Annotated in this window: 24 protein-coding genes and 1 pseudogene; 10 read left to right on the forward strand and 15 right to left on the reverse strand. The window is 60.0% G+C overall.

Annotation, left to right across the window (positions count from 1 at the left end; all coding sequences use genetic code 11):
- Positions 1 to 107: 107 nt before the first annotated feature.
- From PspS34_RS04130 to PspS34_RS04140, 3 genes are read right to left on the reverse strand one after another with little or no spacing between them, the layout of a single operon-like run.
- Complete coding sequence (locus tag PspS34_RS04130) at positions 108 to 1,013, reverse strand: acyltransferase (protein WP_150812802.1); 906 nt, start codon at positions 1,011 to 1,013, stop codon at positions 108 to 110.
- On the reverse strand, positions 1,014 to 3,113 hold the full coding sequence (pta, locus tag PspS34_RS04135) for a phosphate acetyltransferase (RefSeq protein WP_154861596.1): 2,100 nt from the start codon (positions 3,111 to 3,113) through the stop codon (positions 1,014 to 1,016). It lies immediately after the preceding gene.
- Between the two features lie 60 nt (positions 3,114 to 3,173).
- Entirely contained in the window at positions 3,174 to 3,500 is a 327-nt protein-coding gene (locus PspS34_RS04140; RefSeq protein WP_057716672.1) for a DUF3565 domain-containing protein, read from the reverse strand.
- Here PspS34_RS04140 and PspS34_RS04145 point away from each other — a divergent pair.
- The 3 genes from PspS34_RS04145 to PspS34_RS04155 all read left to right on the forward strand — a co-directional run bounded on the left by PspS34_RS04145 (position 3,469) and on the right by PspS34_RS04155 (position 5,853).
- Positions 3,469 to 3,954, forward strand: coding sequence for a peptidylprolyl isomerase (locus tag PspS34_RS04145; RefSeq protein WP_007942189.1), 486 nt, complete (start codon positions 3,469 to 3,471; stop codon positions 3,952 to 3,954). The genes PspS34_RS04140 and PspS34_RS04145 overlap by 32 nt on opposite strands.
- Positions 3,955 to 4,076: 122 nt before the next feature.
- Positions 4,077 to 4,559 (forward strand): glutathione peroxidase, encoded by a 483-nt coding sequence (locus PspS34_RS04150; protein ID WP_056728393.1) that lies wholly within the window; start codon positions 4,077 to 4,079, stop codon positions 4,557 to 4,559.
- A gap of 190 nt (positions 4,560 to 4,749) precedes the next feature.
- Positions 4,750 to 5,853, forward strand: a complete 1,104-nt coding sequence (locus PspS34_RS04155; RefSeq protein ID WP_154861598.1) for an NADH:flavin oxidoreductase — start codon at positions 4,750 to 4,752, stop codon at positions 5,851 to 5,853.
- 126 nt (positions 5,854 to 5,979) lie between these two features.
- Here the strand turns inward: PspS34_RS04155 and PspS34_RS04160 are convergent, their stop codons facing one another.
- Together PspS34_RS04160 and cysZ are read right to left on the reverse strand one after the other, a co-directional pair.
- A complete protein-coding gene (locus PspS34_RS04160; protein ID WP_154861600.1) occupies positions 5,980 to 7,179 on the reverse strand; it encodes a glycosyltransferase family 1 protein in 1,200 nt (399 codons plus the stop codon).
- Positions 7,180 to 7,215: 36 nt separating this feature from the next.
- Positions 7,216 to 7,968 (reverse strand): sulfate transporter CysZ, encoded by a 753-nt coding sequence (gene cysZ / locus PspS34_RS04165; RefSeq protein WP_102669099.1) that lies wholly within the window; start codon positions 7,966 to 7,968, stop codon positions 7,216 to 7,218.
- A gap of 314 nt (positions 7,969 to 8,282) precedes the next feature.
- Between cysZ and trxB the strand changes: the two genes are divergently transcribed.
- Positions 8,283 to 9,239, forward strand: a complete 957-nt coding sequence (trxB, locus tag PspS34_RS04170) for a thioredoxin-disulfide reductase (protein ID WP_057716403.1) — start codon at positions 8,283 to 8,285, stop codon at positions 9,237 to 9,239.
- Positions 9,240 to 9,421: 182 nt separating this feature from the next.
- Here trxB and PspS34_RS04175 read toward each other — a convergent pair whose 3' ends face one another.
- Positions 9,422 to 10,672 (reverse strand): aspartate aminotransferase family protein, encoded by a 1,251-nt coding sequence (locus PspS34_RS04175; RefSeq protein WP_154861602.1) that lies wholly within the window; start codon positions 10,670 to 10,672, stop codon positions 9,422 to 9,424.
- Between the two features lie 127 nt (positions 10,673 to 10,799).
- On the opposite strand from PspS34_RS04175, the pseudogene PspS34_RS28435 reads away from it, so the two are divergent.
- A pseudogene (locus PspS34_RS28435) lies at positions 10,800 to 10,913 on the forward strand (outer membrane lipoprotein carrier protein LolA); the annotation flags it as partial.
- A 7-nt stretch (positions 10,914 to 10,920) separates the two neighbouring features.
- Here PspS34_RS28435 and PspS34_RS04180 read toward each other — a convergent pair.
- The 6 genes from PspS34_RS04180 to PspS34_RS04205 form a co-directional block, all read right to left on the reverse strand.
- On the reverse strand, positions 10,921 to 11,259 hold the full coding sequence (locus tag PspS34_RS04180; protein WP_150812796.1) for a HopJ type III effector protein: 339 nt from the start codon (positions 11,257 to 11,259) through the stop codon (positions 10,921 to 10,923).
- Positions 11,252 to 11,548: a DUF1244 domain-containing protein gene (locus PspS34_RS04185; RefSeq protein WP_046040093.1), complete on the reverse strand. Its 297-nt coding sequence runs from the start codon at positions 11,546 to 11,548 to the stop codon at positions 11,252 to 11,254. The genes PspS34_RS04180 and PspS34_RS04185 overlap by 8 nt, the downstream gene beginning before the upstream one ends.
- 97 nt (positions 11,549 to 11,645) lie before the next feature.
- Positions 11,646 to 12,017, reverse strand: a complete 372-nt coding sequence (gene folX / locus PspS34_RS04190) for a dihydroneopterin triphosphate 2'-epimerase (protein WP_007970304.1) — start codon at positions 12,015 to 12,017, stop codon at positions 11,646 to 11,648.
- A 2-nt stretch (positions 12,018 to 12,019) separates the two neighbouring features.
- The gene (gene folE, locus PspS34_RS04195; RefSeq protein WP_008046221.1) at positions 12,020 to 12,580 is read right to left on the reverse strand and encodes a GTP cyclohydrolase I FolE; all 561 of its coding nucleotides are present in this window, start codon (positions 12,578 to 12,580) and stop codon (positions 12,020 to 12,022) included.
- Positions 12,581 to 12,599: 19 nt separating this feature from the next.
- Positions 12,600 to 13,310, reverse strand: coding sequence for a dihydromonapterin reductase (folM, locus tag PspS34_RS04200; protein WP_154861603.1), 711 nt, complete (start codon positions 13,308 to 13,310; stop codon positions 12,600 to 12,602).
- A 174-nt stretch (positions 13,311 to 13,484) separates the two neighbouring features.
- The gene (locus tag PspS34_RS04205; RefSeq protein ID WP_150812793.1) at positions 13,485 to 14,054 is read right to left on the reverse strand and encodes an antibiotic biosynthesis monooxygenase; all 570 of its coding nucleotides are present in this window, start codon (positions 14,052 to 14,054) and stop codon (positions 13,485 to 13,487) included.
- A gap of 223 nt (positions 14,055 to 14,277) precedes the next feature.
- Here PspS34_RS04205 and PspS34_RS04210 point away from each other — a divergent pair, with 223 nt between their 5' ends.
- Entirely contained in the window at positions 14,278 to 15,237 is a 960-nt protein-coding gene (locus PspS34_RS04210; protein WP_154861605.1) for a MerR family transcriptional regulator, read from the forward strand.
- Between the two features lie 3 nt (positions 15,238 to 15,240).
- Here the strand turns inward: PspS34_RS04210 and PspS34_RS04215 are convergent, their stop codons facing one another.
- Entirely contained in the window at positions 15,241 to 15,846 is a 606-nt protein-coding gene (locus tag PspS34_RS04215; protein ID WP_154861606.1) for a hypothetical protein, read from the reverse strand.
- 54 nt (positions 15,847 to 15,900) lie between these two features.
- The gene (locus tag PspS34_RS04220) at positions 15,901 to 16,377 is read right to left on the reverse strand and encodes a PAS domain S-box protein (RefSeq protein ID WP_150812790.1); all 477 of its coding nucleotides are present in this window, start codon (positions 16,375 to 16,377) and stop codon (positions 15,901 to 15,903) included.
- Between the two features lie 102 nt (positions 16,378 to 16,479).
- On the opposite strand from PspS34_RS04220, the gene PspS34_RS04225 reads away from it, so the two are divergent.
- From PspS34_RS04225 to PspS34_RS04240, 4 genes are all read left to right on the forward strand, one after another.
- Positions 16,480 to 16,935 (forward strand): flavodoxin, encoded by a 456-nt coding sequence (locus PspS34_RS04225; protein ID WP_154861608.1) that lies wholly within the window; start codon positions 16,480 to 16,482, stop codon positions 16,933 to 16,935.
- Positions 16,936 to 17,126: 191 nt separating this feature from the next.
- On the forward strand, positions 17,127 to 17,909 hold the full coding sequence (locus tag PspS34_RS04230; RefSeq protein WP_159389524.1) for a class II aldolase/adducin family protein: 783 nt from the start codon (positions 17,127 to 17,129) through the stop codon (positions 17,907 to 17,909).
- Positions 17,909 to 18,811 carry an alpha/beta hydrolase gene (locus PspS34_RS04235; RefSeq protein WP_057716393.1) on the forward strand — a complete coding sequence of 301 codons (903 nt, stop codon included), beginning with the start codon at positions 17,909 to 17,911 and terminating at the stop codon, positions 18,809 to 18,811. The genes PspS34_RS04230 and PspS34_RS04235 overlap by 1 nt, the downstream gene beginning before the upstream one ends.
- Before the next feature lie 300 nt (positions 18,812 to 19,111).
- A complete protein-coding gene (locus PspS34_RS04240; RefSeq protein ID WP_154861610.1) occupies positions 19,112 to 20,023 on the forward strand; it encodes an SDR family oxidoreductase in 912 nt (303 codons plus the stop codon).
- Between the two features lie 74 nt (positions 20,024 to 20,097).
- Here PspS34_RS04240 and PspS34_RS04245 read toward each other — a convergent pair whose 3' ends face one another.
- Positions 20,098 to 20,868, reverse strand: coding sequence for an N-acetylmuramoyl-L-alanine amidase (locus tag PspS34_RS04245; protein ID WP_102669111.1), 771 nt, complete (start codon positions 20,866 to 20,868; stop codon positions 20,098 to 20,100).
- Between the last annotated feature and the right edge of the window lie 467 nt (positions 20,869 to 21,335).

Here is a 21,335-nt window from a genome sequence, read left to right on the forward strand (position 1 = left end):
GTGATATTCAAATGTGGGAGCGGGCTTGCTCGCGAAAGCGGTGGATCAGTCAGCATCCATGTTAAATGTCAGTCCGTATTCGCGAGCAAGCCCGCTCCCACATTGGTTCAGCGGCGGTCTGGGAATTCGTGGTGCATCTGGTCCAGCAACGCATCCTTGTCCTGCCACAACTGATTGATCCAGCCCTGAAACTGCAGGCGGTACTCACCATCCTGGTCATAGTTCTTGCCGATGAACTGCGGCGGGATCTTCAGCTCTTCAAAGTGCACCACCACGTCCGCAACGTTCCCGCACAGCAAATCCCAGAAACCCGGGCGCCCGGCGGGGTAGTGGATGGTCACGTTGACGAGGGATTCAAGCTGCTCACCCATCGCATCCAGCACAAAGGCAATGCCGCCGGCCTTGGCCTTGAGCAGGTACTTGAAGGGTGACTGCTGTTGCTTGTGCTTGCCCTCGGTGAAGCGCGTGCCTTCGACGAAGTTGAAAATGCCCACCGGGTTGTCGCGGAATTTCGCACAGGTCTTACGGGTGGTTTCCAGGTCCTTGCCTTTCTTCTCCGGGTGCTTTTCCAGATAGGCCTTGGAGTAACGCTTCATGAACGGAAAGCCCAGCGCCCACCAGGCCAGACCGATCACCGGAACCCAGATCAGCTCCTGCTTGAGAAAGAACTTCAGCGGCTGAATGCGCCGGTTTAGCACGTATTGCAGCACCAGGATGTCGACCCAGCTCTGGTGGTTGCTGGTGATCAGGTACGAATGCTGATAGTCGAGGCCTTGCAGGCCGCTGACGTGCCAGCGTGTGCGGCGCACCAGGTTCATCCAGCCTTTGTTGATGCTGATCCAGGCTTCGTGGGTATGGCTCATCAGCCAGCCCGCGAGGCGCTGGGTGAGGGCGAACGGCAATACCTTGACGAGTGCCACGCAGAACAGGAACGAGCAGAGCAGAATCGTGTTCAATGCCAACAGCAGCGAGGCGATCACGCCCCGCAGCGCAGCAGGTAAGAAATCCAGCATTTACACATCCATAGGTCGGTTGGCGGCTTGAATCGCGGTCAGGGCGATGGTGTAGACGATGTCATCGACCTGCGCGCCGCGCGGCAAATCGTTCACCGGTTTGCGCAGGCCTTGCAGCATCGGCCCGAGGCTGACGCAGTCGGCGCTGCGCTGTACGGCCTTGTGCGTGGTATTGCCGGTGTTGAGGTCGGGGAATACGTAAACCGTGGCACGACCGGCCACCTGACTGTTCGGCGCCAGTTGCCGGGCCACGCTTTCGTTGGCGGCGGCGTCGTACTGCAAGGGGCCGTCGATCAGCAGCGAGTGCTGTTGTTCGTGGGCGAGCAGGGTTGCCTCGCGGACCTTCTCTACTTCTTCACCGCTGGCCGACTCGCCGCTGGAGTAGCTGATCATCGCCACCCGTGGCGTGATGCCGAACGCGGCGGCCGAATCAGCGCTTTGCAGGGCGATCTCGGCCAGTTCACTGGCGCTCGGGTGCGGGTTCATCACGCAGTCGCCGTAGACCAGAACCTCTTCCGGAAACAGCATGAAGAACACCGACGACACCAGGGTGCAGCCTGGCGCGGTTTTAATCAGCTGCAGGGCCGGGCGGATGGTGTTGGCGGTGGTGTTGATCACGCCCGATACGAGGCCGTCGACTTCATCCAGGGCCAGCATCATGGTGCCGATCACCACGGTGTCTTCCAGTTGTTGCTCGGCCATTGGCGCATTGAGGCTTTTGCTTTTGCGCAGCGCGACCATCGGCTCGACATAGCGTTCGCGGATCGAGTCCGGATCAATGATTTCCAGGCCCGGTGGCAACTCGATGCCCTGGGCACGGGCGACGGCCTGCACGTCCTCGGGCTTGGCCAGCAACACACAGCGAGCGATGCCACGGGCCTGGCAGATCGCGGCGGCCTGCACGGTCAGCGGCTCGCTGCCTTCGGGCAGTACGATGCGCTTGTTGGCCGCCTGGGCGCGCTGGATCAATTGATAGCGGAAAACCGCTGGCGACAGGCGCATTTCCCGTGGCGTACCGCAGCGCTGGTGCAGCCAGTTGGCATCGAGATGGCCGGCGATGAAATCGGTGATGATCTCGGCGCGCTCGCGGTCATCGATGGGGATTTCCTTGTTCAGGCCATTGAGCAGGTTGGCGGTGTCGTAGGAGCCGGTACTCACCGACAGCACCGGCAAACCAGCCTGCAGGGCGCCACGGCACAGGTCCATGATGCGTGGGTCGGGCAGGGTGTCGCTGGTCAGCAGCAGGCCGGCGAGCGGCACGCCGTTCAAGGCCGCGAGGCTGACGGCGAGGATGATGTCGTCGCGGTCGCCGGGGGTCACCACCAGCACGCCGGGCTTGAGCAACTCCACGGTGTTGCGCATGGTGCGGGCGCAAATGATGATCTTGGTCATGCGCCGGGTTTCGTAATCACCGGCGTTGAGCACTTGCGCGCCCATCAGGTCGGCGACGTCGCGGGTGCGCGGGGCGTTCAGTTCCGGCTGGAACGGAATGCAGCCGAGCAAGCGGAAATCACCGCTGCGCAGCAACGGCGAATGCTCTTTCAGGCGCGTGGCGAAGGCCTCCATGCTTTCTTCGGTCTTGACCTTGTTGAGGATCACACCGAGGACTTTCGGGTCTTTCGGGCCGCCGAACAACTGCGCCTGCAACTCGACGCGACCGGAGAGCTCGATCAGCACTTCGTTTTCCGGTGCCGAGACCAGGATCACCTCGGCATCGAGGCTCTTGGCCAGGTGCAGGTTGACCCGCGCGGCATAACTGGCGCTGCGGGTCGGCACCATGCCTTCGACGATCAGCACGTCCTTGCCGATGGCAGCCTGCTGATAAAGGGTGATGATTTCTTCGAGCAACTCATCGAGCTGGCCGTCGCCGAGCATGCGCTCGACATGGGCCAGGCCCAGAGGCTGCGGCGGTTTCAAGCCGTGGGTACGCGCCACCAGTTCGGTGGAGCGTTCCGGGCCCGTGTCGCCCGGATGCGGCTGGGCAATCGGTTTGAAAAAACCGACCTTGAGCCCGGCCCGCTCAAGGGTGCGCACCAGCCCGAGGCTGATGGAGGTCAGACCCACACCAAAATCGGTGGGTGCGATAAAAAAAGTTTGCATGCGGATTCTCTGAAGGAGCATGGCAAAGGTGATCATCTATATCTGACGATCTACCGAAATTCAGTCGCCAAGGTTATCGCTAACCGAGCCCTGTGCGCACCAACCGCAAGCAAAGGGCTGGCCTATTTTTTCAAGGCGTTGCACAGGGTCCATGACCCAGGCGCGGGATTGCCAGGGGGGCTGGTGCCGCAGGTGCTGGGTGTGGCCGCAGGAAAGCTCGGCCACCCAGTGTCCGTCCTCGTCCTGATGGAAGCCTGTGATCGTCGAATCCCGTCTGTCCGGGTTGTGTTCGCTTTCGGACGATTGCTTCGCTAAACTTGGCCTTTCAATTTTCCTATGCAAAAGGTCTCGCCCCATGCTGATCGCCGCCAATAAGGCTGTCTCCATCGACTATACCCTGACCAACGACGCTGGTGAGGTCATCGACAGCTCCGCCGGCGGCGCGCCGCTGGTCTACCTGCAAGGTGCAGGCAACATCATCCCGGGCCTGGAAAAGGCTCTGGAAGGCAAGGCTGTCGGCGACGAGCTGACCGTAGCCGTTGAACCGGAAGACGCTTACGGCGAATACGCCGCCGAACTGGTCAGCACCCTGAGCCGCAGCATGTTCGAAGGCGTCGACGAGCTGGAAGTGGGCATGCAGTTCCACGCTTCCGCTCCGGACGGCCAGATGCAGATCGTGACCATCCGTGATCTGGACGGCGACGACGTCACCGTTGACGGCAACCACCCGTTGGCCGGTCAGCGCCTGAATTTCCAGGTCAAGATCGTTGCCATCCGTGACGCCAGCCAGGAAGAAATCGCTCATGGTCACGTCCATGGCGAAGGTGGCCATCACCACTGATTTCTGCGCTAAGCTCAGATAACTGGAGAGGCGCCTTGTGGGCGCCTTTTTAGTCTGCGGCCGTCCCTGATGACACCGCCAAGTGGCTGTTTCGAGAAGAACACGGGAATCTGGAGTACGCCATGAGTGCTTTTCACGACCTTAAATTGACAGCCCTGGATGGACAGGAGCTACCTCTGGCGCCTTTCAAAGGCCAAGTCGTACTGGTGGTCAACGTCGCCTCCAAATGCGGCCTGACCCCGCAGTACGCGGCGCTGGAAAACCTCTATCAGCAATTCAAGGCCAAGGGCTTCAGCGTCCTGGGCTTGCCGTGCAACCAGTTTGCCGGGCAGGAACCGGGGACCGAGCAGGAAATCAAGGATTTCTGCAGCCTCAACTATGGCGTGACCTTTCCGTTGTCCAGCAAGCTGGAAGTCAACGGGCATGAGCGTCATCAGTTGTATCGCCTGTTGGCGGGAGAGGGCGCGGAATTTCCCGGCGACATCACCTGGAACTTCGAGAAGTTCCTGCTGGGCAAGGACGGTCGTGTACTGGCTCGGTTCTCGCCACGTACGGCGCCGGATGATCCGACCATCGTTCACGCGATTGAAAAAGCGCTGAGCTGATATCCCCCCTGTAGGAGCGAGCTCGCTCGCGATGGTTGTAGGAACACCGCGGGGCATCGGGCCGCCAGCGTTATCGTTGACCACCATCGCGAGCAAGCTCGCTCCTACATCACCCAAATCAATAGTGCTGTTCAGTACGCGCGAACCTCCATATTATCGCCGTCATAAAGTCATTTCTGTGGAGCGTCCCATGCCCGTCAAAGCCCTGTTCAAACCGTTCCACCTCGGCACCCTCGAACTGCCGACCCGCGTCGTCATGGCGCCGATGACCCGCTCCTTTTCCCCAGGCGGCGTGCCTAATTCCAAAGTGATCGAATACTACCGTCGCCGCGCCGCAGCCGGCGTCGGCCTGATCATCACCGAAGGCACCACCGTCGGTCACAAGGCTTCCAACGGCTACCCGAACGTTCCGCATTTCTATGGTGAAGCAGCCCTGGCCGGCTGGAAGAAAGTCGTCGACGCCGTTCACGCCGAAGGCGGCAAGATTGTTCCGCAGTTGTGGCACGTGGGCAGCGTACGTCGTATCGGCACCGAGCCGGACGCCAGCGTGCCGGGTTATGGTCCGTCTGAAAAAGTGAAGGAAGGCCAGGTCGTGGTTCACGGCATGACCAAACAGGATATCCAGGACGTGATCGCCGCGTTCGCCCAGGCTGCCAGGGATGCCCAGAGCATCGGTATGGACGGCGTGGAAATCCACGGTGCCCACGGTTATCTGGTGGACCAGTTCTTCTGGGAAGGCAGCAACCAGCGTACCGACGAATACGGCGGCAGCCTGGCCAACCGTTCGCGCTTCGCCATTGAATTGATTCAGGCCGTGCGTGCCGCGGTCGGTGAAGGTTTCCCGATCATCTTCCGTTTCTCCCAGTGGAAGCAGCAGGACTACACCGCACGTCTGGTGCAAACCCCTGAAGCCTTGGGCGAGTTCCTCAAGCCGTTGGCCGACGCGGGCGTGGACATTTTCCACTGTTCGACCCGCCGCTTCTGGGAGCCGGAGTTCGACGGTTCCGAGCTGAACCTGGCTGGCTGGACCCGCCAACTCACCGGCAAGCCGACCATCACCGTGGGCAGCGTCGGCCTGGACGGCGAGTTCCTGCAGTTCATGGTCAATACCGACAAAGTCGCGCAGCCTGCCAGCCTGGAAAAACTGCTGGAGCGCCTGAACAACGATGAGTTCGACCTGGTGGCGGTCGGTCGTGCCTTGCTGGTGGACCCGGACTGGGCGCAGAAAGTGCGTGACGGCCGCGAGGAAGACATTCTGCCGTTCAGCCGTGAGGCGTTGATGACGCTGGTTTAAGCGGCGACTGGACTGATGCTTTCGCGAGCAAGCCCGCTCCCACATTTGACCTCATCTCTCTGAGATAACTCGGTCACCTGTGGGAGCGGGCTTGCTCGCGAAGACTGACTAAAGAGCACTGCAAAATCAGGGAACAGTCGGCGCATTCGGCACCACCATCTCCCCGGCACAGGCCCCGCGCAACTGTCCCTCGAACTGCTCGATAATCGTCGCCCAACCCTGGCGACTGGCATGCTGGCGCGCATTGAGCCTGACATTGCGCAAGGCTTCCCTTTCCTCCAGCAGCCATGCCGCTGCATCGCAGAACGCTTCTTCATCCCCCGGCATCGCCAATACGCCGTTGTAGCCATGACGAATATGCTGGGCGGCCGCCGCCTGGTCGTAGGCCACCACGCCGAGCCCGGAGGCAAGTGCTTCAAGCACCACATTGCCAAAGGTTTCGGTCAGACTGGGGAACAGAAACACGTCGCCCGACGCGTAATGACACGCCAGGGCTTCACCCCGTTGGGTGCCGCAGAAAATCGCCTCGGGCATTTCGTTTTCCAGTTCCTGGCGCTGCGGGCCATCGCCGACCACGATCAGTTTCAGCGTGCGCTGGGGATAACTCGCCTTGAGGGTATTGAAGGTGCGCTTGAGCAGGCCAAGGTTTTTTTCCGGGGCCAGGCGTCCGACATGTATGACGGCGATGTCTGCCTCGGCCAGCCCCCATTGCTCGCGCAGGGCATTCAAGCGTTTGGCCGGGTGAAACAATTCGCTGTCGACCCCACGGGACAGCAACGCCAGGCGCTCGAAATGCCGCCGCTCCAGTTCCATGCGTTGGCTGACGCTGGGCACCAGGGTCATGGTCGAGCGGTTGTGGAACCAGCGCAGGTAGTGAGTCAGCAGGCGCGTGAGCAAACCAAGCCCGTACTGGTTGGAGTACTGTTGGAAATTGGTGTGGAAACCGCTGACCACGGAAATTCCCAGTCGCCGTGCCGCACGCAACGCAGAGAGACCCAGCGGGCCCTCGGTGGCGATGTAGAGCACATCCGGGCGGTGACGCGTCCAGCGCCGCAGCAGCTTGTGCATCGACGACTGACCCCATTGCAGGCCGGGATAGCCCGGCAGTGGCCAGCCGCGGCACAGCAGCAATTCATCGTCGCTGCCCAGTTGCTGGTCGCAGCCCTGACGCGGCCGCACCAGCTCCACTTGATGCCCGCGCGCGCGCAAACCGTCGCACAAGCGACCAAGGGTATTGGCCACGCCGTTGATTTCCGGTGGAAAGGTTTCGGTGATCAGGGTGATATGCAGAGCTGTCGTCATGACCCCAGTGTCGGCTGGGGCCATGTCGTCAGTGTGACGTCGGGATGATGGATTTGTGACTCAGCGCTGGGTCACCAGGTTTTCTGCCCCGCGCTCACGCACCCAGAACAGCGTCGCCCCGGCCACGGCCGCCGGCATCATCAGGATGTTCACCACCGGGATCAGCAGCACCAGGTACACGCTGCCGCCGAAGCTCATGCTCTGCCAGCGCTTCTCGCGCAGCCAGGCGAGCATCTCGTTCCAGCCCAGCTTGTGGTTGTCCGCCGGGTAGTCGATGTACTGGATCGCCATCATCCACACCCCGAACAACAGCCACAGCGGCGCGGCGATGATGTTCACCACCGGGATGAACGAGAGGATGAACAGCCCGATCGCCCGGGGCAGAAAATAGCCGAGCTTGCGCATTTCCCGGGCCAGGGTACGCGGAATCATGGCGATCAACTCGCCCCAACTGAAGGCCGGGAAGTCGTCGGTGCCGCGCACCACCACTTCGACTTTCTCCGCGAGGAAGCCGTTGAACGGCGCGGCAATGACGTTGGCGAGCATGGTGAAGGAGAAGAACACCATCAACACCACCAGCACCACGAACAATGGCCAGAGGATGTAGCTGAGAAAACTCAGCCAGTCGGGCAGCGATGGCATCAAGGTGTCGACCCACAGGCTGAATTGATGGCTGGCCAGGTAGATCAATCCGACGAACAGCACCAGGTTGATTGCCAACGGCAACAGCACAAACAAACGCAGGCTGGGGCTCAACACCAGCTTGAGGCCTTCGCGCAGGTATTGCGGGCCGGACAGTACAGGGGCGGGCATAAAGTGCTCCGAGCAGAGGGAAAACGCGCCGACCTTACCGGCTTTGCTTCGCAGACGAAAGCGCGGTGGCGGTATCGACATTCACTGTAACAAAGACGTCGATATCGTCGGTCAGATGCCATAGAGACCACCTATGAGCTGGATTGTTAAACCGTATTTCCTTAATCTTCGCCCCCTCGATACGCTGCACCCAATCTTTTTACAGGACGGTCGGGTCAAGCCTTCCCCAAGTGCTTTCAACCGTTCTTTTTTATTCCAGCCGGCAATCCGGCGTTCCGTGCCAGGTATTCCGGGCCGGTCAACAGGAGCAGGTCATGTCTGAAGTCCGTCATTCGCGAGTGATTATTCTCGGTTCCGGCCCTGCCGGTTACAGCGCTGCGGTCTATGCCGCCCGTGCCAACCTCAAGCCACTGCTGATCACCGGCATGCAGGCCGGCGGTCAACTGACCACCACCACCGAAGTCGACAACTGGCCGGGCGACGTCCACGGCCTGACCGGCCCGGCACTGATGGAGCGGATGCGCGAGCACGCCGAGCGCTTTGAAACCGAGATCGTTTTCGATCACATCAATGCCGTCGACTTCGCCGCCAAGCCATACACCCTGACCGGCGACAGCGCGACTTACACCTGTGACGCCCTGATCATCGCCACCGGCGCCAGCGCTCGTTACCTGGGCCTGCCATCGGAAGAAACCTTCATGGGCAAAGGCGTTTCGGCCTGTGCGACCTGCGACGGTTTCTTCTATCGCAACAAGCCGGTGGCCGTGGTCGGCGGCGGCAACACCGCTGTTGAGGAAGCCCTGTACCTGGCCAACATCGCCAGCAAAGTCACCCTGATCCACCGTCGTGAAACCTTCCGCGCCGAGAAGATCCTGATCGACAAGCTGAACGCCCGTGTCGCCGAAGGCAAGATCGAGCTGAAGCTGAACGCGACCCTGGACGAAGTGCTGGGCGACAACATGGGCGTGACCGGTGCCCGCCTGAAGAACAACGACGGCAGCTTCGACGAAGTGAAAGTCGACGGCGTGTTCATCGCCATCGGCCACACCCCGAACACTTCGCTGTTCGAAGGCCAGTTGACCCTCAAAGACGGCTACCTGGTTGTGCAGGGCGGCCGTGACGGCAACGCCACTGCCACCAGCCTCGAAGGTATCTTCGCCGCTGGTGACGTGGCTGACCACGTGTACCGTCAGGCCATCACCTCTGCTGGCGCAGGTTGCATGGCGGCACTGGATGCCGAGCGTTACCTCGACAATCTGCAGAACGCTTGATTCTGTTTTCGTCGAAATGAAAAAACCGGCTTCGGCCGGTTTTTTTGTGCCCGCGATTTAATGCCGAACACATTCCAATGTGGGAGCGGGCTTGCTCGCGAATGCGGTGTGTCATTCAGTTTTTATGTCGACTGACACTACGCTTTCGCGAGCAAGCCCGCTCCCACAGGGGGGGCGTAGGTTCAGGCCAATTTCTTCAGGCACGCCTCCAGGATATCCAAACCTTCTTCAAGCACCGTCGCCTCGATGGTCAGCGGCGCCAGCAAGCGAATGATGTGCCGCGACTTGCCGCTGGGCATCAGCAGCAAACCGGCGTCGCGCGCCAGTGCCAGCAGTTGGGTCAATTGTGTCGGTGCGGGCGAGCCATCGGCGTTGATCAGCTCGATACCACGCATGGCGCCGACGCCGGTCAGGCGTCCCAGGTACGGCGTCAGGTTGTTCGCGCGCCAGGTCGCGTGGCGACCGACAATCGCTTCTTCCTGTTGGGTGCCCCAGGCATGCAGGTTGGCATCGGTCATTTCGTCCAGGGTTGCCAGTGCCGCTGCACAGGCGATGGGATTGCCGGAGTAAGTGCCACCGAGTCCGCCCTTGGGCAAATTGTCGAGCAGCGACTTGCGCCCGACCACCGCACCCAGCGGCACGCCGCCGGCGATGCTTTTGCCGAGCAGGATCAGATCGGGCTCGATGCCCAACCGCGAGAAGGCGAAACGCTCCCCGGTACGGCCGAAACCGGACTGGATTTCATCGGCGATCAGCACAATGCCCTTGTCGTCGCAGAACTTGCGCAGCGCCTGGGCGAACTCGACGTCCATGGCCAGGAAACCCGCTTCACCCTGCACCGGTTCGACGATAAAGCAGGCGACGTCTTCGACATCGATCTCGACGCTGAACAGGCGCTCCATGGCTTTGAGGGCCTCGGCACAGGTGACGCCGTTGTCCTGGCTGGGGAAGGGCAGGTGAAACACCGGCCCCGGCAACACGCCGACTTTTTGTTTGTACGGCGCGACTTTGCCATTGAGGTTGAGGGTGGCCAGTGTGCGGCCGTGGAAAGCGCCGTCGAAGGCGATGACCGCGCTGCGGCCGGTGGCGCCACGGACGATCTTCAGGGCGTTTTCCGCCGCTTCCGCGCCGCTGTTGGTGAGCATGCCGCTGACCGGGTAACCCACAGGCATGAATGCGCTGAGGCAATCCATCAGTTCGAGGTAAGGCTCATGGGGCGCAGCGTTGAACGCGTAGTGGGTCAGACGGGTGGCTTGTTCGCGAATGGCTTCGACGATGCGCGGATGGCAATGGCCGAGGTTCAACACACCGATGCCGCCGACAAAGTCGATGTAGCGTTTGCCATCGGTGTCCCAGACCTCGGCATTCTTGCCGTGGCTGAGCGTGACAGGGTGAACGATGTTGATCGACTGGCTGATGGTTTCGCTGCGCATGAATGACCGGCTCGGAAGAAGAAGGACTTCTTTTTATCTAAGCCGTGAGCGGTGGTACGGGGCAAACGAAATAAAGTTGCCGGGTCAATCTTAAAAGTCGGGTTGTGCTTGTGATCAATTGCGCGCCATGAACGCAAAACCTGTAGGAGCGAGCTTGCTCGCGATGGTGGTGAACGATGACGCTGGGAGCCTGACACCCCGTGGCGTTCTTCAGTCCATCGCGAGCGGGCTCGCTCCTACAAATCAAATCAGCGGCGTGTCAGCGGCTGTTGAGCGAACTTCACCCCGGCCAGACCATGGGCAATCAACGCGCGGATATTGCCGTGATCGCTGCCTTCAGGCGTCGCCAGCACCGAGCGGTAATGCTCGCCGAACGCCAGCAGGGCTTCTTCATCGCTCAAGCCTTCGAGCTGCGCCAGGCCCAGGGTCTTGCACGAGCCTTCGTTCTGCCCGGCCGCGTTTTCCACACCACCGTTGTTGAAGGCCTGAGGCTGGTAGTCGTAACCGGCGGCAATGAACGCAAGGGTGTCGGCGAAGGCGTGTTCGCCGGTCTTGAGGCTGGCGCGCAGGGTGTTCAAATCACTCATTGGGTTTTCCTTTGGCGAACGCCGCTTGCTGGTCGGCGCTGGCTTCTTGCTGATATTGGGCTTTCCATTCGGCGTACGGCATGCCGTAAACCACTTCGCGGGCTTCGTCGAGGCTGACCTCGATCTGGCGGTCGTCGGCCGCGGCCTTGTACCACTTGGACAGGCAGTTGCGGCAAAAGCCCGAGAGGTTCATCAGGTCGATGTTCTGCACATCCTTGCGGCTGTCCAGGTGGGCCACCAGCCGACGAAAGGCGGCGGCTTCGAGTTCCAGGCGTTGTTGATCGGTCATGGCGGTCTCTGCGAGACAGCTTCAAGCGGCACGCTTGAAGCTGCAAGTTGGATGGCGGTGGCTTGAAGTCTACCGCTTGCGGCTTGAAGCTTGAAGCTCAGCGGCTTGCCGCGAGTGTTATCGACACCGACTCGGCGAATCGCAGCGCGTGGGGCTTGTCGACCTCGACCTCGGCGTACAGCACCGATGCGTTGGCCATCACCAGGTCGAGAATTTCCTGGGTCAGGCGTTCGAGCAGCGCAAAGCGGTTGCCTTCCACATGGGCGATGATTGCCTTGGTAATGGTCCGGTAGTTCAACGCGTGATCGATGTCGTTGTCCCGTACCGCTTCCTGGGCTGCGTACAGAATGGTGAGGTTGATCAGCACATCCTGCTTGTTGAGGATTTCATCCTCGTTGATGCCGATGAAGGTACGCAGGCACAGGTCTTTGACCCGGATGCGTGCCATACCTGGCTGAAGTTGTGGCATTGCTACTTGCTCCGTCCAATCAATTGCAGGAACTCCTGGCGGGTATTGCTCGACTCGCGGAAGGCACCGAGCATCACCGAGGTGTTCATGGTCGAATTCTGTTTCTCGACGCCGCGCATCATCATGCACATGTGCTGCGCCTCGATGACCACTGCGACGCCTGCCGCGCCGGTCACTTGCTGCACCGCGTCGGCGATTTGCCGGGTGAGGTTTTCCTGGATTTGCAGGCGCCGGGCGAACATGTCCACCAGCCGCGCGATCTTCGACAGGCCCAGCACCTTGCCGGTTGGAATATAAGCCACATGCGCCTTGCCGATGAAGGGCAGTATGTGGTGTTCGCATAGCGAGTACAGCTCGATGTTGTCGACGATGACCATTTCATCATTGTCGGAGGCGAACAGCGCGCCATTGACGATCTCTTCGACACTTTGCTCATAGCCATGGCAAAGGTACTGCATGGCTTTGGCTGCACGCGTCGGCGTATCGAGCAAACCCTCGCGGTCGGGGTTTTCACCGAGACCGATGAGGATCTCTCGATAATTCTGGGGCAGGGATAACGTCATGGAAAATCCTCGCGGGACACTATTTGATGTGCCTTCCGCCATTGACGGTCAGGGTGGTGCCGGTGACATAAGGGTTGTCGAGCAGATAGCGCAGGCTCTGGTAGATAACTTCACAACCGGGTTCGATGCCCAGCGCGGACTTGGCCAGCGCCTTGGCGCGGTAGGCCGCGTCGTCTTCAGGGTTGAACAGTAGCAGGGCCGGCGCGATCCCGTTGACCTTGATGGCCGGCGCGTACCGGGCGGCGAAGGACAGGGTCAGGCTGTCGAGCCCGGCTTTGCTGGCGCAATAACCGATGTGCCTGCTGCTGCCCTTGCGGGTCACGTCATCACTGATGTGCACGATGTCGGCGGGGCTCGAGCGATGCAGCAGGTCGGCGCAATGCAGGTTGATCAGGTAGGGCGCCAGCATGTGCACGCTGAACATGCGGGTGAATGCCGCGGCGTCGGTGTCCGGTGTTTCAGCCAGCCATTCGGAGGCATTGTGGACGATTGCCCGCAGGCTGTCGGTATGGGTTTTCAACTCGTTGATGAAGGCGAAGATCCCGGCCTCGCTGGCGAAGTCCGCGAACACCGCGGTGGCCCCCAGGTCGCGCAGGGCTTGTACGCCGGGACGCTCGCTGCGGTAGCTGAAAATCACCCGATGGCCATCTTCCAGCAATCGTCGGGCGCAGTGCAGGCCGACACGCTGGCCGGCGCCGGTAATGAGGACAGGGGCTGCGGAAGAAGTCATGAACGGCTCGCATCGCGGTGAGAGCAAAACTATACCAGCGACGGGAGCGCTCTACCTATTGTGCAAAACGGGCCTGTGTGGGAGCGGGCTTGCTCGCGAAAGCGTGGTGTCAGACAGTACAAGTGTTGACTGATACGCCACCTTCGCGAGCAAGCCCGCTCCCACAGGAGATCATCAGCGATTTTGGACGGTGGGTTCGACGGGCAATGGGCGTGTCGGCGTGCTGTTCAGCCAGCCGGCCAGCAAACGGGTCGACAATGGAATGAACAGGTAAACCATCAGCGGCGTCAGGCACAGGGTGCTGATGAACACCCGCGGCAGCAGGCTCATGTCACTCAACAGCGGCCCCAGCACAAAGTTGAACAGCAGCGAGACCGGAAAGAACGCCAGCCAGATCGCCACGGCCTGTTTCCAGCGTGGCGGGCGTTGACCGACGGCACCGAACCAGCCCTCGATGCCGCTGACCCGGTGTTCTGTCGGGTGGGCGAACAGGTCGCCGCCACGTCCGAGCCAGGCGCTGCGCGAAGCGGAATGTTCCCAGGCGTGCAGGGTCTGCTCGTTGGCGAAGCGGAAAATGATCTGGAATTCGTCATCGCCGGGCGGCGGAGCAAGCACACCGGAGCCGAGATAACCGGGAAAATCGGTGGCCAGTTGTTCGCCTTCGCGCAGCCAGGCGATCAGGTCCTGGTAGCGTCCATTGGCAACGCGGCGCGCAACCATCAGCGTGACGGGAGGGGTAGACATTGTGTATCTCCGTAAGGCATTTGCGTCGCTCCGGATAGGAACTTCGCCAGGCACAGCGCCGGGGTGGTGGGCTGCGACTCGAAACAAGCAAGGATTATTCCTGATTCAGTCAATCACGTCTGCGACGTTTTTCGCTCGTTCGCGGCATGGAATTTTTTACGGAAACTTTACGGGGCAGGGGCGTTAGAATACGCCTTGGACGATACAAGGATGTTTCAACAGGATGCCCATATTTACAGTCGCCGCTTCAGGCTCCACGCTGGCCGTCGCTCTCGAACAGGAAGATCTCTTTCCCATTCGCGAGGTGGCGCGACTGACAGGTGTCAACCCGGTCACGCTTCGAGCCTGGGAGCGACGATATGGCCTGATTGTTCCAACACGCACCGACAGTGGGCATCGACTGTATTCGATGTCCGATATTGAGCGTGTCCATAGCATTCTCGGCTGGATCGAGCGCGGGGTTGCCGTCAGCAGGGTCGGCAAGATCCTGGCCAGGACCGAGCCACTTCAGGCGTTGTCGCATATCATCCCCAACAACCTCGTGGAAGCCGATTACGCGCAGTGGCGGCAGCAGATTCATGTTGCGGTCAACGGGTTTGACGAGCTTCGGCTGGAGGAACTCTACGGGCAAATCTTTTCCAGCTACTCCCTGCCGGTGGTGTTCCAGGGCATTCTGATGCCCGTCTGGAAGCGGTTGTTGCAACGCCAGGACCAGTTCGGCGGCACCAGCGAGTGGCTGTTCCTGGATGGTTTTTTGCGTTCCCGGGTGTTGCAGCGTCTGTTGTTGATGCGCGAAAAACAGCCGCGTCGCGTGGTCATCTGTGCCCTGGATGGCAATTGCCGGGAACTGGAACTCTTGGTCGCCGCCCTGTTCCTGAGTTCCGGGCCATTGGCCGTTCGCGTACTGAACATGGGCCAGCCATTCGAGGAACTGGCGCTGATGTGTGAAAGGATCAAGCCCCTGGCTCTGGTGCTGTTTTCCAATCATGTGCCGGCTCCCGAGTTGCCGCGGCGTCTGAATCGCCTGGCCATGAGTCTGGAGTGCCGATTGTTGTTGGTCGGCGATGCTTCTGACCTGGCACAGGAAAGCCTGGCCGGGTCATCGATCGGTTGCCTGGGCAATGAAGGGGAGGTCATGAGCCAGCGTCTGAAGCAGTTCCTGGCGGGTACTCTGGATACTTGACGTTCAGAGATGCAGCGCGGGATGAGTCAAACGATGCTGTTGCAGGATGAACTGGCGCAGACGCTCGGCTTCATCGGTATCGCTCAGGCTCAGTTGATAGGCGTAGAAGCCCCGTTCGTTTTCTTTCTCGAAAGTACCGCGCAAGGCAATCCGCTCGTAGCCTGAGGGGCTGAACCACAAGGCGAAATGCTTCGGTGGTTTGGTCTTGTTGCGAGCTTCCAGCAAAACCCCTTTGCACGACACTTCGTGTACCCACAGGGTGCCGGGTTGACCCTTGGCGTTTTCCAGCGCTACCGGTTCGTCCAGTACCAGGCGCCAAGGCCGGACCATCGGCCCGTCTTCATAGATGCTGGGCACGCCGAGGCGCAAATGCAGCGCATGGAACTCGTCTTCCACCAAGTGCAGGGGGAAGGTCATTTGCTGGTTTTCGAAGCTGGCTTGAATGGTGACCTGCTCATGGGCCGCCAGGCGGGTGAGCAGGTCACGGATTTGCGACCCACCGTTGACGAGCAGGCTCGACGTCGCGTCCCGCACATTGAGTTGCGGGTTGTGTTGCATGGTCTGGATGAAATCCAGCTCATCCTGGGTCAGGAGCGCGTCGCGTTGCATGGCCAGCTCGAAAGATGTAGTTACAAAGTCATTGGTGATTGTAATTACTGACCATTAATTCCGGGTTTCGTTTGCACCGTTCGTCGCCTTGAGCGCAGCAAGCTCGGCCTGGAGTTCAGCCAACTGCCTCTCCAGCTGTGCCACGCGCTGTTGCGCCTTGACCTGCACGGTGACGTCTTTCTGCACGCCGACAAAATAGGTCTGCCCGTCCGCTGGATTTTTCACCGTTGAAAGGGACAGCTCGTTCCAGAACGGCGTGCCGTCCTTGCGGTAGTTGCGCAGTATTTCCCGGCAGGTTCCTTCACGGTTCAATGCATCGCGAATCAGCGGCAGCGCTTGCTGATCGCGGTCCCCCGACTGCAGGAAGCGACAATCCTGATAGAGGATTTCTTCACTGGAGTACCCCGTCAGGCGTTCGAACGCGGGGTTGACGTAAATGAGGATCTTGTCCTGATCGCCTTCCTTTTCGGCAATCACGATACCGTCGTTGGAGGCGTTGATCACCATTTGCAGCAGTTGTGCATTAATCATCGGAGTATCCTTTCCTGATTGATTGTCAATTGCATTCTAAAAGAATAATCACAACCGTGGTGTTAATATCCGGGTCTTTCACTCGGATTCAGGATCAGATCGATGAAAGTCGCCATCATTTCCGGCTCGGTGTACGGCACGGCCGAAGAAGTTGCCCGCCACGCCGCCAGCCTGTTGAACGCCGCCGGTTTCGAAACCTGGCACAACCCGCGTGCGACCCTCGCCGACGTCCAGGCGTTTGGCCCTGAAGCCTTTCTGGCGGTGACCTCGACCACCGGCATGGGTGAGCTGCCGGACAACCTGCAGCCGCTGTATTCGACCATTCGTGACCAATTGCCAGCAGCCTGGCGCGGTTTGCCGGGCGCGGTGATCGGATTGGGCGATGCGAGTTATGGCGATACTTTTTGTGGCGGCGGCGAGCAGATGCGCGAATTGTTCGCTGAACTTGGCATTCGCGAAGTGCTGCCGATGCTGCGCCTGGATGCCAGCGAAACGGTGACCCCAGAGACGGACGCCGAGCCTTGGCTGGCGGACCTGATCAGCGCACTGCGCGGCTGAGCGTTGCCCCGGCCCCATGCCTGTCAGACCCTTGCTGGCGCCGGTCATTTGAAATGGATCCAGGACAGCGGGGCGGCTGACTCGCTGGGCCATCAAGCTGGCTGCCAATGCAACTACACGAACCTCAAGGGCTGACTAGACTCGGTGAACATAGGAAACACTCCATAATAAAAACACCGAGGCTCCTTGCCGTGACTGTCGCTCCCGTCCAATCGCCACCCAGTGTCAAAGACCAGGTCAGTGCTGCCGAGTGGCAGACCCGCATCGACCTGGCAGCCTGTTATCGCCTGGTCGCCCAACATGGCTGGGATGACCTGATCTTCACCCATATCTCCGCCAAGGTGCCCGGCACCGAAGATTTCCTGATCAACCCGTTCGGGTTGATGTTTCACGAAATTACCGCGTCGAGCCTGGTCAAGGTGGATCAGGCCGGCAACAAGTTGATGGACAGTCCTCACGAGATCAATCCGGCGGGTTACACCATCCACAGTGCTGTGCATGAAGCCCGTCACGATGTCGTCTGCGTGCTCCACACCCACACGGCTTCGGGGGTGGCGGTGTCGGCGCAGAAGCAGGGTGTTTTGCCGATCAGCCAACAGTCGTTGTTCGTGCTTTCCAGTCTGGCCTACCACGCCTATGAAGGCGTGGCGCTCAACCATGAAGAGAAAGTGCGGCTACAGGCCGACCTCGGTGAAAACAATTTCCTGATGTTGCATAACCACGGTCTGCTGACCTGCGGCAGCACCATCGCCGATACGTTCCTGATGATGTTCACCTTTCAGCGTGCCTGCGACATTCAGGTCATGGCGCAAAACGGTGCCGCTGAACTGATCGCCATCGAACCGCAGATTCTGGCCGGCGCCAAAGCCATGATCGCGGGTGTCACCCGAAGTGCTCAAGGAATGGGCGGAGCGCAGGCCTGGCCGGCACTGCTGCGCAAACTCGATAAACTGGACCCGGGTTATAAACTCTGATGGAGCTCGCCGAGATCCCCTTGTGTGTCTGGCGCAAACGCAGCCAGACGTTCGTATTCCGTGGCCAGAGCATCCGCTACTGGGCAGCAGGCCAGGGTGAGCCGCTGTTGCTCATTCACGGCTTTCCATCCGCCAGTTGGGACTGGCATTACCTGTGGCAGCCATTGGCCCAGCGCTTTCGCGTGATCGCTTGCGACATGCTGGGCTTCGGCGATTCGGCCAAACCGGCGAATCACGAATACAGCCTGCTGGAGCAAGCGGATCTGCAACAGGCACTGCTTGAACACCTGAATGTCGAGCAGCCAGTGCACCTGCTCGCCCACGATTACGGCGACAGCGTGGCTCAGGAACTGCTGGCCCGGCATTACGAATCGCGGGTGGAGCTGGCCAGTTGCGTGTTTCTCAATGGCGGGTTGTTTCCGGAAACCCACCGCCCGGTACTGATGCAAAAACTCTTGCTCAGCCCTTTGGGCTGGATGATAGGCCGCGCCTTCAGCCGTGATGGCCTGGTAAGAAGCTTTCGGCAGATTTTCGGTCCGCAAACCCGTCCCAGTGAAAGCCAGATGGATGATTTCTGGAGTCTGGTCGAAAGCCATCAGGGGCCAAGGATCATGCACAAATTGATCGGCTACATCCCGGAGCGACGCGTCTGGCGCGACCGCTGGGTGAGCGCGATGCAACGCGGTGAAGTGCCGCTGCGAGTGATCGATGGCGGGGTCGATCCGGTCTCCGGAGTGCACATGGTCGAGCGTTACCGGGAGTTGATCCCGGAGGCGGACACGGTAGTGTTGCCCGACATTGGCCACTACCCGCAGATCGAGGCGCCCTGCGAGGTGCTCAAGCACTACCTGGCGTTTCGCGATCAATTGCTCTTGCCGCCGCGCAAGGTGGCGTGTTCCTGAACCTTAAGGTGAACTGTTGTGGCGAGGGGGCTTGCCCCCGTTGGGCTGCGCAGCGGCCCCAAACCATACGGCGCAGTGATTCAGGTATAACGCGTTTAGCCGGTTTACGACTGCTTCGCAGCCGAACGGGGCGATGCGGCGATCCGACAAGCCCCCTCGCCACAGGGTTCATGCCTGTTTCGCTTTCAATCATCCCCCTGCCTTATCGCGCACCATTCAGCCTCTCCCGTGTTCATTGTGACCTGCTGCGCCGTGCCTGAAACTCGGACTCACTGTCCCTTGGCCTGCTGGAGTCCCCCCATGAATGAGTCTGTGCGCTTCGAAGATAAAGTCGTGATCATCACCGGAGCCGGTGGCGGCCTGGGACGGACGCATGCACTGTTGTTCGCCAAACAGGGCGCCAGGGTGCTGGTCAACGATCTTGGCGGCTCGGCCCAGGGCGAAGGCGCCAATGCCTCGGCCGCCGACCGCGTGGTCGCGAAGATTCGCGAGGCCGGTGGCATTGCCGAAGCCAACCACGACTCGGTCACTGACGGTGACAAACTGGTCCAGCACGCCCTGGACGTCTTCGGTCGCGTCGACGTGGTGGTCAACAATGCCGGGATCCTGCGGGACAAGACCTTCCACAAAATGGATGACGCCGACTGGGACCTGGTTTACCGCGTCCACGTCGAAGGTGCCTACAAAGTCACCCGCGCCGCCTGGCCGCACATGCGCGAGCAGAATTACGGCCGGGTGATTTTCACCGCGTCGACCTCGGGCATCTATGGCAACTTCGGCCAGTCCAACTACGGCATGGCCAAGCTCGGTCTCTATGGCCTGACCCGCACCCTGGCCATCGAAGGCCGCAAGAACAACATCCTGGTCAACGCCATCGCCCCCACCGGCGGCACGCGCATGACCGAAGGCCTGATCCCGCCGCAAGTCTTCGAACAGCTCAAACCCGAACTGGTCAGCCCGCTGGTGGTGTACCTGGCAAGCGAGAACTGTCAGGAAACCTCCGGTCTGTTCGAAGTCGGCGGCGGCTGGATGGGCAAGGTCCGTTGGGAGCGCAGCCTCGGCATCGGTTTCGATCCACGGGCCGGCTTCTCCCCGGAAGACGTGGCGGCGCACTGGCAGCAGATCTGCGACTTCGAGGGTGCGGCGCATCCGAAGGACAACATCGAAGCGCTGAAGGAAATGATGGGGAATTTGCAGAAATATACGCTTTGATACCACCGGCAAGGTCACATTGACTGACCTTGCCGGTTGTTGCATTTGTCGGCTGCAAAGCGGTTTGCCAATGGTCAGCCGGGAAAGTATTTGACGACCAGCGCCTTCAGGTTGGCGGCTGTTTGCGCGTCCATTTTTCCATCGAAGTTTTCCGGGCGAAAATGCATCTGGAATGCCCGCACCAATTGTTGAAAACCGCCTTCCGTAGACGCTCCCGAAACATCGTACCCATAGGATTTGAACAGCCCCAGCAATTCGCTTCGGGCTGGAACCCCCGATGTGTTGTATTGGCGCAGATACTCGTCCCGAGTGGTTTCATCGAACCAGGCGCCGACGCCTTTCAAGTACAGTTCCCGCCAGGGAAACATTGGCCCCGGGTCACTTTTGCGGCCGATCGAAACATCGGAGTGGCCCAAAACCTGCGTCGGCGTGATATCCGGGTAGCGCATGAGGATATTCAGCGCCAGTTGTTCAATCGCAGCAATCTGCTCGGGGTGATACGGCGGAAAGGTGAATTCGCCCTTGTTGTCGGTCGCCAGGTTGACGATTTCAATGCCGATGGACGTATCGTTCAGATTGCTGCGGCTACCCCACTGACTGACACCTGCGTGCCACGCGCGATAGGTTTCATCCACCAGGCTGAAAACTTCCTGCCCGGTATGGCCGGCCTTCAGGTAACTGGGGTCCGTGATATCTGGAACCAGATAATGCGCGCTGACATTGGGGCCAGTCAGGGCACTGACAGAACTTGAAAAGTCAGCGGCCGTGTAGTGAAGAATCAGAAAGCGTATTCGACTGTTGAAACTTCTGGTTGAGCGATACCGGTTGTAGTTGATGGGTTTCATGGTTGCACTCGCAATAAGTAGGTTTGAAGTCGGACGAAGATAAAAAGTCGTTCGCCGACTTGCTGTTCAACTTAAAGACTCGAGTGCTTTTGGTGTTTACCTATGCTTGTAGGTACTTTCTGAAAGAAATGTAGGCATGCGAAGTTTTACCTGGATGCTCCGGGGGGCACTGACTGGCAGCTGTTAATTATCAAAAACCATCGCCCATAAAAAAGGCCGCTGCAAACGCAGCGGCCAAAGTAAGACGTTGGATCAGGAGCTACAAATCAACGTCAGTGAACACAGGGTGACGAACCGAATCCTCGATTCATCTGAAATCTTTCAGTCACGGCGCAGGCCGGTACAGGGTGCCTGCGGTGGTTTACTGTGACAGTGAGGTAAGAGTAAGCCCTCGGCGCTGTAGGAAAAATACCAATTCCCGACATGCACTGTTGCAGCCCCGGCAACAGTCGGGATTCGGGTGCTCG

Source organism: Pseudomonas sp. S34 (genome assembly GCF_009866745.1).
Taxonomy (GTDB): Bacteria; Pseudomonadota; Gammaproteobacteria; order Pseudomonadales; family Pseudomonadaceae; genus Aquipseudomonas; species Aquipseudomonas jessenii.

What these genes read in the sequence shown, in the direction of transcription:
- PspS34_RS04175 (WP_154861602.1), bottom strand. Translation starts at nt 10,672, where the DNA reads ATGCGCAGCGAAACCATCAGCCAGTCGATCAACATCGTTCACCCTGTC.
- PspS34_RS04220 (WP_150812790.1), bottom strand. Translation starts at nt 16,377, where the DNA reads ATGATTAATGCACAACTGCTGCAAATGGTGATCAACGCCTCCAACGAC.
- PspS34_RS04235 (WP_057716393.1), top strand. Translation starts at nt 17,909, where the DNA reads ATGGAGCTCGCCGAGATCCCCTTGTGTGTCTGGCGCAAACGCAGCCAG.
- folE (WP_008046221.1), bottom strand. Translation starts at nt 12,580, where the DNA reads ATGACGTTATCCCTGCCCCAGAATTATCGAGAGATCCTCATCGGTCTC.
- PspS34_RS04155 (WP_154861598.1), top strand. Translation starts at nt 4,750, where the DNA reads ATGCCCGTCAAAGCCCTGTTCAAACCGTTCCACCTCGGCACCCTCGAA.
- cysZ (WP_102669099.1), bottom strand. Translation starts at nt 7,968, where the DNA reads ATGCCCGCCCCTGTACTGTCCGGCCCGCAATACCTGCGCGAAGGCCTC.
- trxB (WP_057716403.1), top strand. Translation starts at nt 8,283, where the DNA reads ATGTCTGAAGTCCGTCATTCGCGAGTGATTATTCTCGGTTCCGGCCCT.
- PspS34_RS04215 (WP_154861606.1), bottom strand. Translation starts at nt 15,846, where the DNA reads ATGCAACGCGACGCGCTCCTGACCCAGGATGAGCTGGATTTCATCCAG.
- PspS34_RS04130 (WP_150812802.1), bottom strand. Translation starts at nt 1,013, where the DNA reads ATGCTGGATTTCTTACCTGCTGCGCTGCGGGGCGTGATCGCCTCGCTG.
- PspS34_RS04180 (WP_150812796.1), bottom strand. Translation starts at nt 11,259, where the DNA reads ATGAGTGATTTGAACACCCTGCGCGCCAGCCTCAAGACCGGCGAACAC.
- PspS34_RS04140 (WP_057716672.1), bottom strand. Translation starts at nt 3,500, where the DNA reads ATGGAGACAGCCTTATTGGCGGCGATCAGCATGGGGCGAGACCTTTTG.
- folM (WP_154861603.1), bottom strand. Translation starts at nt 13,310, where the DNA reads ATGACTTCTTCCGCAGCCCCTGTCCTCATTACCGGCGCCGGCCAGCGT.
- folX (WP_007970304.1), bottom strand. Translation starts at nt 12,017, where the DNA reads ATGCCACAACTTCAGCCAGGTATGGCACGCATCCGGGTCAAAGACCTG.
- PspS34_RS04150 (WP_056728393.1), top strand. Translation starts at nt 4,077, where the DNA reads ATGAGTGCTTTTCACGACCTTAAATTGACAGCCCTGGATGGACAGGAG.
- PspS34_RS04245 (WP_102669111.1), bottom strand. Translation starts at nt 20,868, where the DNA reads ATGAAACCCATCAACTACAACCGGTATCGCTCAACCAGAAGTTTCAAC.
- pta (WP_154861596.1), bottom strand. Translation starts at nt 3,113, where the DNA reads ATGCAAACTTTTTTTATCGCACCCACCGATTTTGGTGTGGGTCTGACC.
- PspS34_RS04240 (WP_154861610.1), top strand. Translation starts at nt 19,112, where the DNA reads ATGAATGAGTCTGTGCGCTTCGAAGATAAAGTCGTGATCATCACCGGA.
- PspS34_RS04225 (WP_154861608.1), top strand. Translation starts at nt 16,480, where the DNA reads ATGAAAGTCGCCATCATTTCCGGCTCGGTGTACGGCACGGCCGAAGAA.
- PspS34_RS04160 (WP_154861600.1), bottom strand. Translation starts at nt 7,179, where the DNA reads ATGGCCCCAGCCGACACTGGGGTCATGACGACAGCTCTGCATATCACC.
- PspS34_RS04210 (WP_154861605.1), top strand. Translation starts at nt 14,278, where the DNA reads ATGCCCATATTTACAGTCGCCGCTTCAGGCTCCACGCTGGCCGTCGCT.
- PspS34_RS04185 (WP_046040093.1), bottom strand. Translation starts at nt 11,548, where the DNA reads ATGACCGATCAACAACGCCTGGAACTCGAAGCCGCCGCCTTTCGTCGG.
- PspS34_RS04205 (WP_150812793.1), bottom strand. Translation starts at nt 14,054, where the DNA reads ATGTCTACCCCTCCCGTCACGCTGATGGTTGCGCGCCGCGTTGCCAAT.
- PspS34_RS04145 (WP_007942189.1), top strand. Translation starts at nt 3,469, where the DNA reads ATGCTGATCGCCGCCAATAAGGCTGTCTCCATCGACTATACCCTGACC.